Origin of the sequence: Bacillus sp. FSL R10-2780 (genome assembly GCF_038006125.1) — a bacterium.
GTDB classification, from domain to species: Bacteria; Bacillota; Bacilli; order Bacillales; family Bacillaceae_G; genus Bacillus_A; species Bacillus_A cereus_U.
In genome coordinates this window covers 1,917,512-1,930,181 of the sequence record NZ_JBBOUQ010000001.1, presented here as the reverse complement: position 1 = coordinate 1,930,181, position 12,670 = coordinate 1,917,512, and the positions used below count along the sequence as shown (strand labels likewise).

The following is a 12,670-nucleotide window of genomic DNA, read 5'->3' as shown; positions in this document are numbered from 1 at the left end:
GGACACTATTGATGGAAGTACATGGAATGGTTTCAATATGGTTGGGTAATATGCAAACGCAAGATCAGTTAGATGTATATACGGATGCTACGTATGATGAAGAAGGAGACTCTATACCAGCAAGGTTTTTTGTTGATTTTAATATTGATATGATTGATGTAGATGAGGATTTTATTGAAAAGAAAGTGTTAGAAGAAGCGAGTGATGATATTTCTGTGTTATTAGCAGGATGTTCATATGATGATAAAATATTTTCTCGAATTAAGGAAGGAGTTAAATTAAATAAATCCTATAATTCTATTGTTTTAATTTATAATTTTCAGTATGGCAATTCAGTTAGTTATTTTGAAGGCTTTGATTTTGTAACTGCTACAAGCTATCTATAGTTGTGAGAAGGTCACAAGTAAGGTAAGGAAGCTTTCTTAATCTATTTACACCTTAATAAACGTTTAGAAAATGGAGTGGAAAATATAATCCCAAACAATCAGTTAGCATATAAAGTTCAAGATTAGGATGGAAATAACTTACATTTATTTAATGAGTTATCATTTAATACAAATAAGTATGTGAGGTTGGTTACAAATGATAAAGAAATTTACTAGAGTAGTAGTAACGGCGGTGATGCCAATCGGTCTTATTGCGGGGTGTGGAACTGCTGAAAAAACTGAAGCAAAAGAGCCGAAAGCGGTACAAGCGGAGAAAAAGGATTATACGGATTACTCATATGGTAGCAAAGGTATATTAGTAAGCGGAAAAGCGAAAGAACGTCTACAATACGAGGTTGGGTATATGGATGATAACAAGTTAATTGGGATTGATGAAAATATTGAGGACTGTATTATTTTAGATAATAAAGATGAAGCTGGTTACATTTGGAAACAAATAGAGCGCGGATCTATTATTGAAGTGCAATATGGTAAGGACCGCAAAGACATCGTAGGGGTACAATTAGTAGGAGATCGTAAGCCATACGAAATTAGTGATAAGTTTGATCGAAATACGATAAATGAGATTGTTGGACAAGTTAAAGGTAATTTGTAATAGATATATTTCGCTAGTATATAATCTATTATCATGAAATGGCGAATCGCATACATAAAATTTGGAATCAACGGCATTTTTATATTAAAAATGCCGTTGATTTATGTTAAAAAGTAAATGATATTTTATCCCGCTATTTGTGGGAGTCGGGCTGCCCGTAAACGCCCGATTGGTGTAGGTTAATAATCAGTGGGGGATGAGCAAAACCCCCACTGATCAAAGTTTCACTTTATAGCCTTGTAGAAAAACACGTATTAAAAAATACACAAATGAATTATTCTTCTTTTAGTTGTGATGATCGTCGTAAGGTCATTGCCCAGAATAAAAGAGCACAAGCACTAACAGATGCACCTAATATACAAACTCCGTTCCATCCGTAGCTTGCATAAATGTTTGTGGAAAGAATTGCACCTGTAGCACTGCCGATAGAATAAAAAATCATATAACTAGCAGTGAGCCGACTTCGCGCTTCAGGACGCACTGTGAAAAGTATACTTTGGTTCGTGACATGTACAGCTTGCACAGCTAAATCTAAAAGGATAACGCCGATAACTAGTAGGAATAGAGAATGGTTCATTAATTTAATTAGGAGCCATGAAGGTAATAATAAGGATAAGGCTATGCCAGTAGTTCTTTCTCCGAATCCGCGATCAGCGAGTTGTCCGGCCTTAGTGGCAGCTAATGCACCAGCAACTCCAGCAAGACCAAATGCTCCGATAGCTGTATGTGATAGATTATATGGTGCAGCACTTAGAGGTAAAACTAATGAAGTCCATAAAATACTGAAGGAAGTAAAAATAAGCAATGCTAATATTCCGCGAATACGTAAGATCCTTTCTTCTACAAATAATAAGAGAACAGAACGTAATAGTTTACGATAGGTCATAGCCGTTTTTTTATGTTCAAGATTAGGTAAATTACGATATAACAAACCAATTACGAAGAGCATAAGTACAGCAGAGGTAAGATAAACGGAACGCCATCCCGCTAGATCTGTTAATGTTCCGGCAAATGTACGTGCAAGTAGAATTCCTATTACGACACCACTCGTGACGAAACCTACTATTCGCCCACGGTCTTTTGGGTTAGCTAAAATGGATGCGTATGCGACGAGTGTCTGCGTAACAGTCGCAAGAATTCCGACGAAGGCCATACCTATAAAAAGTACGGTACTTGAAGGAGCGACTCCGACCACAATTAAAGCGAAAACGGATAAAAGCATTTGAACAATAATAAGTCTTTTTTGGTTTAATAAATCACCAAGTGGAACTAATAAAAGTAATCCGAGTGCATAACAAACTTGAGTAATCGTAATAACGACACCAATAGTTGAATGGTTGATCTTAAACTCATTTGATAAAGAATCAAGTAGAGGATGAGCGAAGTATATATTCGCCACAGCCATCCCGCAAGCTATTGAAAATAATAGAGTTATATAGCGAGGCATGATTGTATTGGTAGGTAATTGGAACTGATCATGATTCTGAGTAAGAGTAGTTGTCATTTTTTCTTTAGCATCCATAATAGCATCTCCTTTTGTTTTTTGAAAAATAACGTACCGAACGGTATATTATTTCGTAAGTAAAATATAAACAGGGAGAAGTTACTATGTCAAGTGAATTGTAAAGTGATTTCAGTTTCTTTTGACATATCATTTATAATTTTATACGATATATAATATACTGATTAGTACATAAAATCGTGATTTGTAATTTAGAAAACAGATGAAGAAAGAGGAGGGGTTAAATGGCTCGACTACGCGAATTTGATGAAGAAAAAGCTTTGGATGCTGCTATGCAACTTTTTTGGGAGAAAGGATACGCTGCTACTTCATTAAGTGATCTAACTGCTAAAATGGAAATACAAAGACCGAGTTTATATGCGGCATTTGGTGATAAAGAAGGGCTGTTTGAAGCTGCATTACGGAGATACACGAATTTACACGCAGCTAGCATTCGAACAAAACTTCAAAAAGAACAATCTGTCAAAGAATCAATTCGTATGTTTTTTGAAAATATGGTGGAAGAGGAATATAAAAGAGAATCAAATAAAGGCTGTTTTTGTATTAACACAATGGTTGAGATTGCCCCTCATAATGAAAAATTTGAAGTGTTGACTAGAGAACATCAAATGTATCTTTCAGTTATATTTCAAGAATTAATCGCCAAAGGTATTCAGTCTGGAGAACTGCAAAGTGATGTGAATGCTAAAGCATTAGCACAAACGCTAGTCACTTCATTAATTGGATTAACAGTGTTAATGAAATCTCGTCCAGAACGTTCAGTTATAGATAATTCGGTATGTATCATATTATCGTTACTAAAATAAATGTAACAGAATTGTATTTCAATCAACTATGTCGATTATAGACACTTTTATTTATAAACTTTCAACCTTAAAGCACTGAATTGTCTACGAAGGCAACAAGTGCTTTTTGTTTTCGGGTAAATATGAGCAGGTGAATCATAATGGCTGTCTGCAATGTATGAAGTTTGTTGGAGACCTTTGTAATTAGACATCAGATAAGAGGGGAATGCAAACACTATATAACCCCCTTCAAAGCCCCTTATAAGCACCTACCAAGTAATAAATCACTAAGAAAAAACAAAAACAAAAACAACTACAAGAACAAAAAAGCGCGAAAAAATAAAACCGGTGTAGTAGTAGTAAAAAAAATTGAAATTCGAATGCCAAAACCGTTACCTCATTCCTATATTTATATTGAAGGATTGGAATTTTCCTATTTGCTAGCAAAGAGTGGAGGGAAACTGATGGCGGTGTACCGTAATGTGCAGGTGAACTTTTGGCAAGATGAATTCATATTAGATTTAACGCCAGAAGAGCGTTATTTTTATATATATTTGTTAACTGGTACGAAAACGAAGCAATGTGGTATTTACATAATGCCAAAGCGTTTGGCAGAGCTTGAAACTGGTTACAGTATGGAGACTGTTGAGAAGTTATTGAACCGGTTTGTGGAATACGGGAAGATTTTATATGATGCGGAAACGAAAGAGTTATTCATAATAAATTGGCTACATTATAACCCTATTTTAAATACGAATGTAGAGAAGTGTGTGTTACGTGAGTTAAAGACTGTGAAAAGTAACGAGTTCATACATATGTTTTTACGTAAATGTCTTGAAGAAGAATACAAGATTCCATTATTACTACAGTATTTTGGTATGCCGAAAGAAGAGGGTTCACAAGCAGTTATTGAAGAGAAAGAAGATATGAAAGAGGTAGAAACGGTAGAAGAGGCTACTTCGCATAGTAAAGTTTATAAGTTTTACGAACAAAATATAAGTAGTCTATCTCCATATATCGTGAAGGAATTGAAGGAGTGGATACAAAAAGTTTCAGGAGAGACAGTATTAGAGGCGCTTAAAATCGCGTTTGAAAATAATAAGGGAACACTTGCTTATGTAAATGGGATTTTGAGGAATTGGTGTAAGAAAGGACGAGTAAGATTCAGTAAAGGAAAGGAAATAGTGCGTAAGAGAGAAGTGTTCAGTTTGTATGATCCATAGCATGAGCAAGTAATGATTTCTTCTTTTCTAAAAGGTTCTTTTACAATAGAAGCGAATAGATTGAGAGAGGAGGGATTGTATGGAAGTCGTTATAAAAAAGAAACGAAATAGGGGAAAAAGAATTTTCATTTGGTCTAGTAGTATCGTTCTTTTTTTGTTTATTTGCGTTATGATTTTTTTGAACATATATACGCTTAGTTCTATGCCAAAGATAGATGGAACGATAAAGCTAGAGGATTTACAACACGCTGTTACGGTGAAGCGAGATAGTAAAGGAGTACCGCATATTAAAGCGGGAAATGCACATGATTTATATTTTTCGCAAGGGTATGTACAAGCGCAAGATCGTTTGTTTCAAATGGATTTAAGTAGAAGGCAAGCTTCTGGTATGTTAAGTGAAGTTGTAGGGGAAGCAGCTGTTGATAGAGATAAGTTGTTTCGAACGCTCGGTTTACGGCGAGCGGCAGAAGCATCTGTTAGTCAATATGATGGGGAAGCGAAATATGCTTTACAGTCATTTGCTGATGGAGTGAACGCTTTTATATGTGAGGCAAAAGAGGAAAAGAAATTGCCGGTTGAGTTTACTTTATTAGGTTATGAACCTACTGAATGGTCAATGGTTGATTCTTTAACGATCGGAAAGTATATGGCGTTTGATTTAGGAGGACATTGGCATGGACAAGCATTTCGATATTGGGCGTTGAAAAATCTTCCGGAAAAGCAAGCAGCTGAACTATTTCCGGCTTATCCGAAAGATGCACCTAGATTACTAGCTGAACTGAAAAATACAAATGTAAATGTAGCACAAAGTTTTTCAAAGACGATCATTCCACCAGAGTTTAATGGGAGTAATAACTGGGTTGTGAGCGGTGAGAAGAGTGCATCTGGTAAGCCGATTTTAGCGGATGATCCTCATTTATCTCTCGCAACGCCGTCTATATGGTATCAAACTGAATTAGAAATGAAAGATATAAATGTGAGTGGAGTTATTTTCGCAGGCGTACCTGGTGTTATGCTAGGGCACAATAAGGAAATTGCATGGGGCGTTACGAATACAGGACCAGATGTACAAGATTTATACATTGAAAAGCGCAATCCTAATAATGAAAATGAATTTTTGTATAACGATAAGTGGGAAAAGGCTGCTGTTGTTGACGAATCTATTAAGGTAAAGGGCGGAAAAACAATCCCTTATAAAGTTACAATTACGAGGCACGGTCCAGTAATTTCAGAATTTGCGGATAAGGGTAAGGAGAAAACGAAAACAGTATTCGCTTTAAAGTGGACTGCTTTAGAGCCTTCAGCTGAATTAAGGGCAGTATTAAATATGAATAAAGCAAAAAACTGGAATGAGTTTGAAACAGCTCTTCAAGATTTTCACACACCGACTCAAAACTTTTTGTTTGCATCAAACGACGGAACCATTGCTTATAAAGCGAACGGAAATATACCAGTGCGTAAAAAAGGCGATGGTAGTTTGCCTGTACCTGGATGGACAGATGAATATGAATGGGAAGGGTATATTCCGTTTGATCAGCTTCCGAAAGTAATAAATCCAAAACAAGGGTTCATTTCAACTGCGAATAATAAAATTGTTGATGACGCTTATCCATACCATATTAGTAATACGTGGGCGCAGCCGTACAGACAAATGCGTATTCAAGAGTTTTTGCAAGAGAAGGATAAGTATACGGTAAAAGATTTAGAAGAGTTACAGATGGATCAAAAAAATTTATATGGGAAAGAGTTTGTTCCTATATTTTTGAATGAGTTAAATAAAACAAATTTATCAGAAGTAGAGAAAGAAGGAGTAAAAGAATTATCGAAGTGGAATTTTTACGATAGTAAGGATGAAGCAGCACCATTAATTTTTCATTTAGTAATGAAAGAGATTTCTAATACAGTATTTTCAAAAGAAATTCCGAAAGATGTGATGGAGTTATTTGAAGGTAAGCAACAAGTTGTCGATGAATTAATTCGTAAACAAGTAAATGGTGAAAATAGCACTTGGTTTTCAAAGTATGGTGGCTTCACGGAAGTTGTACATACGTCGTATGCAAATGTAATGAAGAAATTGCAGAAGGAGTATGGATCCGATGTTGGAGAATGGAAGTGGGGCGATTACCATCAACTTGCTTTTACACATCCAATTTCGAGATCATCTAGTATATTAGCACTACTCGCATTTAATCGTGAGAAACCAGTTCCAATTGGAGGAAGTCAAGTTACGGTTCAAGCAGCGAATTACGGAGATAACGGTATTGTAAATCACGGTGCTTCATGGAGATTTGTCATTGATACGAAAGATATGTCAAACGGTTATCATATAGTGGGGCCGGGACAGTCAGGACATTTTAGAAGCGATTGGTATCATGATCAAATAGATGATTGGGTGAATGGTGAGTATCATACGACTACACTTAATATGGAGGGAATAGAAGGGAAAGTGTTAACTTTACAGCCGAAGTGATAATATTTCCACTGATGAAAACTGTTAAATTAGAACATAACCCAGTTCTTAAATCATTTTAAAAGCCTACTATCAGTTAAATTGATAGTAGGCTTTTGTATTTTAGAGAATAAGATTCAATGATTTTATTATGACAAAACAGTAAGTGTTTTAACATTTACTTATACGATAACGGGCCTTATTTACTCTGTTACAAAAGAAACCACACAAAGCGTTCTTTTTCTTTGTTGCTCATTTTTATACACCGCATAACATTTTGTTATTCAATAATTCCAATTTCTAGAGCCTTTTGAACAGCTTCTTCTTTGTTACGGACTCCTAACTTTGTATAAGCTGTGGAAGCATAGTTTCTGACCGTACCATTCGATAAATATAACCTTGATGCTATGGTAGTGTATCGAAGTCCTTTTGCTACTAGCTGCAATATTTCTATCTCTCTAGCTGTTAGCTCATAAGCAGTTGCTTTTGATTGTGGTGTCTCGATTTGCTCATCAAACTTCTCAAATATTTTGTGAGACATTCCCTGATCAATCAGTGTCCCACCTTTGTGAATAAGTCGGATCGTATTAGCTAGCTCCAATGTTTCAATAGATTTGAGTAAAAAACCATCCGCACCGTTGCGAAGTGATTCCAACGCCTGTTCGGTATCCTGAAAAGTTGTAAAAATCAATACGCGGATATGTGGCCATTGTTGCTTAATCTTTTTGGTTGCTTCGACTCCATCCATGTGCTGCATATCTAAATCCATAAGTATAACGTGGGGTTGAAGGCGCCCACACAAATCGATGGCTTGATTGCCATCCTCAGCCAAACCGACTACATTTAAATCTTCATATCTATCGAGTAGTGTCCTCAAACTTTCCCGAACAAATGGCTGGTCGTCTACAATTAACAAACGAATAAGTCCATCTTTTATTTCAGTTTGTCGCGGTATGGTACATGTAACAAGCATTCCTTCCTCTGGCTTTGTATATACAGACAATTGACCTTGCAAATTCATTGCCCGTTCTTTCATCGCATTCATACCGAAGCCTTCCTGCCATTCTACATTTCCTTTTCCGTTATCTTGAACTTCTAACCTCGTATATTGTTGTTCAAACTGTAATGAAACTATAATTTCAGTCCCCTGACCATGACGTACTGCATTTGTAAGAGATTCTTGTAAGCAACGAATGAACGCTATCTTCGCTTGCCGAGACAATTGATATTCCTCTCCGTATGCCCGAAAACTTACAGTAACCTGAGCGTGCTCCTGAAATTCGGCTCCAAGATTTTGTAGAGATTGAATTAAGGAGGGCGATTGACACGGAGACTCCATTTGATGTAGGTAACCTCTCACGTCCTCGATGCTTTTACGTCCCATTTCAAGCAGAGAATCTAGCCTCTGTATACCCATTTCAGTAGCAAGTTCGGTGCGCAACGTTTCCATCCCCATAATAATAGAAGTATAAGCGTGACCAACTGTATCATGAAGCTCACCCGACAGTCTGTTTCGTTCCTCTGCCAGTGTTATGCGTTCAATCTGAGACATATATTGCTCAAGTACTGCGTTTTGTTTACGAATTGCTTCATTTTGCTTATGATTGACGATTAATAAATGAAAGGCGAATCCCATTACATAAGCGAATCCATAATAGGTGACCATAACCCAATAGCTATTACTTTGCGCAACCGCATAGAAAATTCCAGTTGTTATAAAAACTGTTGTTGGAGCTGTCCAATAATAGGACAAATGCTTACTATTTGCTGCGATAAGAAATACCGATATAAGAAAGATATTGTAAGCTTCTGGAAATAAAGAGGTTAAGAATATACATAGTCCACCATATAGCAATATTTCTGTGAATAAGTAATATTTATAATTGAATAGTAAGGCTACCCATGGAATAGAGAAGGCAATAATTTCCCAAATAATAATAATCCAAAGTGGTAATGTTAAACCATCCTGGAAATTTAATGTTGCTAGGAGGGTAGACACACTAACAAGTAGACGGATTCCTAACATAATCCAATCATACCAAAACCAATATTTAACCATATCAAACAATTTATTTACCCCCTAAGTAGCCTTCTTTCTCATTTCCTATATTATAGAATAATCCTTCTTACATTGTTATATTTTTAAGTTTAAACTGCCTACTATTCGTAGACTACAAACTTCTATCGATTTAGTTGCTGAATCATACTGCGTGTATAACCTCCAAATTTTTTCGTTAAACCATCTACTATTTTAATACTTATGGCGGTAAACACTATACCGATAGACATTACAAGGAGTGACTTGGGAAAAGTATCTATCTGTATGAAAATAATATTCATATCGATGTATCGATACAATAGTGGTGCTAACAGGAACATAAGTGGCATTACATAAAAAATGATTGCACTAATGAGACTGAAAATGCCAATCACAAATTTCTGCATTAACCAAAAGACAGCAGACCAGGTGTGGCGATCCGTAAGTCCTAATTTTACTTGCGCCCAGTCCGATGTATCCGTTGTTACACTTCTATCGTAAGATTCTGTCGAAATATCAGTATAAATTTTCGTTTGTATGCGCTCGAATTGGATAAAGGGTGTGGTAGTTTGTAGTACGCGTATAACTAATGGAATCCCAACTACCGTAAATGAAAGGGTGAAACTGAATAGCAGAGCTATTAGATAAAAACAAAAATAAAACAAACCTGTAATGAAAGTTAGTAATAAAAAATAACCATTCTGGATGAATCTTGATTTCATAAAGCTCATCGCTCCTATCTATGTAATAAACGAATTATATTGCTTTTTTTGTCATTCTCACTAGTGTAAAAGTGTCATATGACATCTCTAAATGATGCTAAAAAGGGGAGAGTAACTTACTTCTGGTTAAAAAAGATGCTTATATTAATCTCCATAAAACAATCCCGTTCTTGCAGATGCAAGAACGGGATTGTTTTGTACTTTTATTTAATATGAGATGGACTTGTTTTTCGAATGTGAAAAATAATATCAAATTGCTCAAGCAATGAAGTATCAAAGTATAAAGAACCGTCCGGGAGGAGTTGTCCCCCTATACTTAGTAATGGCCTTTTTGCTTTAACCCATTTCTCTGCTTGTCCTTTAAGGTGACGGTTATCCAATAAAAACATTTTATATGGTACTTTTCCGAGGGTATAATTGAAACTATTTACATCTTGTGGAATCGTACCCGTTGTAATCTTACCTCCGGTGGAAGGATCATATTCGCTGTATAAGGTAAAATTCCCCTCCGTAGTTGTACTACCAATTGTGACATAATTATTGTCTAAACGTTCCTTCAAAAACTGCCCCGCAGCATAAGGGTATAATTCCTCATCGATAATTTCTTTAGCTATATGAATATTGTGTCCCCATACCATAGTTTTACCACCCAATGCCTCTTGTGCCCACATTGCATGATCGGCCAAGTATTGCTCATGTAGCTTTAACATACTTGGATAGTCGTTAGGAATTAGCATTGTGGTAAATTTCTCTATTGCACTTGCCGTTGCTTTCGCCCAGATGTACTCGGGTGAAACTATTTCTGTGTTGGCTTGCTTATTCTCATCTTTTAGTAATCGAGCTACTCTCTCAGCGTTTGCTTTGAACTTTTCTTTTATTTCAGGAGCAAGGTCCATATATTCCTGTGTACTTCCATTAAAAGCCGACAATTCTTTATAATTTTCTTCTACTTCTACCAGCAAATCTGGTCGATGCAGCCTTACATAATCAATTACTTTATTAAAGCAACCTTGGTCCAATTCCTTTAAGTCGAGCCCAATAAATTGGATCTTTTTTTTATTGGATGGATCAGCATTATAATCTTTCATCCACTCAATCATGGCTATAATTTCATCAGTAGGATATAACAAGTTTAAAAATTCCCTAGGGTTTCCTTTTCCTGTTTGGATATATTCATTTAGCTTTAAGCCGTTTCCCCAATCTTCTTCCATTGTGAAATTTGTAAAACCCATCTCAGTAACCAAATATTTCACAAGTCGAAACTTCATAGTGAAAATTTCAGAGCTTCCATGAGTATTTTCTCCTAATCCTACATATTGTGCACTCCCAATCATTTTCTTAAGTGGTTTTAAATCCTCAAATGGTTTTGACGGCTCTATCGTTTTTAATGGGTTAGCCTGTGATTGTATTGATTTAACTATATTTTTTTGGATAGATTGGCCTGAATTTTCGACTGCTACTGTTTGAGCCTTTCCTACTTCTCCACATCCTGTGACTAATAAAGCTGTACTAACCATTGCAATTATTCTTTTCTTATTCATTTTTTTCCACCTCAATTGAATTATTTTTAAAAGCGAGATTGATTCATGCACTTGCACGAATCAATTGCCTTAATTCAATTGTTATCTATCCCATATCATATTTTCTAGTTACATATTGTCATAAGGTTAATTGACACAGGTCATAGACTAATCATTACACTTTTGTACTATCGGCTATGACAACTTATAAATAATAATTACATTGATGAGTCGCAAGTAAGACTAGATTATAAATTTGGGAGGGATTTTAAAGATGAATTAATCTGTATGCCAAAATATTTTTATTCTAAGTTGTGTCTGTGGAAATGACAAGAAGTAAATTCGATAAACAAGTGAATTAAAGGGGAAGGGCGGATTACAATGATATTACACGCAAAATCGTTCCACAATAAAGATAAAATCCAACGTGCTAAAATAGGACTTCAACTCTTTCTGAGTATCTTAATCATTACTTCTATTATCCTAAATGTAGTAGTAATAATTACTAAAAGTATGCCGCTTATTGTGGTATATATGTTTACCCCAGCATTTTCTTCTATTTTGACTCGCATAATACTGAAAGAAGGGTTTAAAGATGTATCTTTTAGTCTCGGTAACTTAAAGATATGGAAGGGGATTGGTTTTGCTCTGCTAATACCTATGATTATTTGTGGAATTACTTATTCTATCGCCTGGTTGAGCGGAATTGCGGGGTTTCAGCATCCCGAAGGTGGTATGTTAGAACCAATCTACAATATACTTGGGCTTCAGTATCTAACGGCACCATTCAGTTTCATTTATCTAGTAGTATTGAGCGGCATTTTAGGAAGTTTGCTTAACTTAATCCCAGTTTTGGGAGAAGAAATGGGTTGGCGAGGTTATATGCTCACAAGGCTAGTCGATGCAGAGTTTTCACGGCCCATCCTTATTAGTGGATTGATTTGGGCAACGTGGCATGTTCCAATTGTTATTGCTGGTCTATATGTAGAGGGAACATCTGTCCTTCTTTCAGTACTTGGCATCTATTTTTGTATTGTGCCATTCAGTTATATTACAGCTTATTTACGACTTATCACAGGTAGCGTTTGGCCTTCGGTTATCATCCATACTACTTGGAATGCCATTATTCAAGGACCTTTCGCACGTGCAAGTACAGGATATCAAACTGAGATTTGGATTGGAGAATCTGGCTTGATAACTGCTCTTATTATCTTGATTACTGCAATAATTACGTCTCGAATAGTGAATTTTACCAAATATCATAATTAGGCGGATGTTATATACAAATATAATGGAGGTGTAATCATGAATATTCAAAGATATGAAAGTAATACGAATGAAGTAAATGTAAAAGTAATACAAACAAAAAG

Annotated in this window: 10 protein-coding genes and 1 pseudogene; 7 read left to right on the top strand and 4 right to left on the bottom strand. The window is 35.8% G+C overall.

Translation table 11 applies throughout. The annotated features are described in order from the left end of the window. Window positions 1-11: 11 nt before the first annotated feature. From NSQ47_RS10045 to NSQ47_RS10035, 3 genes and pseudogenes are all read left to right on the top strand, one after another. On the top strand, window positions 12-386 hold the full coding sequence (locus NSQ47_RS10045) for an immunity 22 family protein (RefSeq protein WP_341036758.1): 375 nt from the start codon (window positions 12-14) through the stop codon (window positions 384-386). Between the two features lie 24 nt (window positions 387-410). Continuing rightward, window positions 411-602: pseudogene (locus NSQ47_RS10040) on the top strand (hypothetical protein); the annotation flags it as partial. After that, window positions 583-1,041 carry a hypothetical protein gene (locus tag NSQ47_RS10035; RefSeq protein ID WP_078181543.1) on the top strand — a complete coding sequence of 153 codons (459 nt, stop codon included), beginning with the start codon at window positions 583-585 and terminating at the stop codon, window positions 1,039-1,041. The pseudogene NSQ47_RS10040 and the gene NSQ47_RS10035, both read left to right, overlap by 20 nt. Window positions 1,042-1,315: 274 nt before the next feature. Here the strand turns inward: NSQ47_RS10035 and NSQ47_RS10030 are convergent, their stop codons facing one another. Next, window positions 1,316-2,563 (bottom strand): MFS transporter, encoded by a 1,248-nt coding sequence (locus tag NSQ47_RS10030; protein WP_341036757.1) that lies wholly within the window; start codon window positions 2,561-2,563, stop codon window positions 1,316-1,318. Between the two features lie 224 nt (window positions 2,564-2,787). On the opposite strand from NSQ47_RS10030, the gene NSQ47_RS10025 reads away from it, so the two are divergent. From NSQ47_RS10025 to NSQ47_RS10015, 3 genes are all read left to right on the top strand, one after another. After that, a complete protein-coding gene (locus NSQ47_RS10025) occupies window positions 2,788-3,369 on the top strand; it encodes a TetR/AcrR family transcriptional regulator (protein ID WP_002161157.1) in 582 nt (193 codons plus the stop codon). Window positions 3,370-3,812: 443 nt separating this feature from the next. Further along, complete coding sequence (locus tag NSQ47_RS10020) at window positions 3,813-4,571, top strand: DnaD domain-containing protein (protein WP_341036756.1); 759 nt, start codon at window positions 3,813-3,815, stop codon at window positions 4,569-4,571. A 79-nt stretch (window positions 4,572-4,650) separates the two neighbouring features. Continuing rightward, window positions 4,651-7,041 (top strand): penicillin acylase family protein, encoded by a 2,391-nt coding sequence (locus tag NSQ47_RS10015; protein WP_340824749.1) that lies wholly within the window; start codon window positions 4,651-4,653, stop codon window positions 7,039-7,041. Window positions 7,042-7,300: 259 nt separating this feature from the next. Here NSQ47_RS10015 and NSQ47_RS10010 read toward each other — a convergent pair whose 3' ends face one another. The 3 genes from NSQ47_RS10010 to NSQ47_RS10000 all read right to left on the bottom strand — a co-directional run bounded on the left by NSQ47_RS10010 (window position 7,301) and on the right by NSQ47_RS10000 (window position 11,321). Then, a complete protein-coding gene (locus NSQ47_RS10010; protein WP_215579029.1) occupies window positions 7,301-9,088 on the bottom strand; it encodes a helix-turn-helix transcriptional regulator in 1,788 nt (595 codons plus the stop codon). A gap of 113 nt (window positions 9,089-9,201) precedes the next feature. Beyond that, entirely contained in the window at window positions 9,202-9,780 is a 579-nt protein-coding gene (locus NSQ47_RS10005; protein WP_002084562.1) for a sensor domain-containing protein, read from the bottom strand. 203 nt (window positions 9,781-9,983) lie between these two features. Then, window positions 9,984-11,321 (bottom strand): erythromycin esterase family protein, encoded by a 1,338-nt coding sequence (locus NSQ47_RS10000; RefSeq protein WP_215579027.1) that lies wholly within the window; start codon window positions 11,319-11,321, stop codon window positions 9,984-9,986. A 360-nt stretch (window positions 11,322-11,681) separates the two neighbouring features. On the opposite strand from NSQ47_RS10000, the gene NSQ47_RS09995 reads away from it, so the two are divergent. After that, window positions 11,682-12,569, top strand: coding sequence for a CPBP family intramembrane glutamic endopeptidase (locus tag NSQ47_RS09995; RefSeq protein WP_070128741.1), 888 nt, complete (start codon window positions 11,682-11,684; stop codon window positions 12,567-12,569). The last annotated feature ends 101 nt before the right edge of the window (window positions 12,570-12,670 follow it).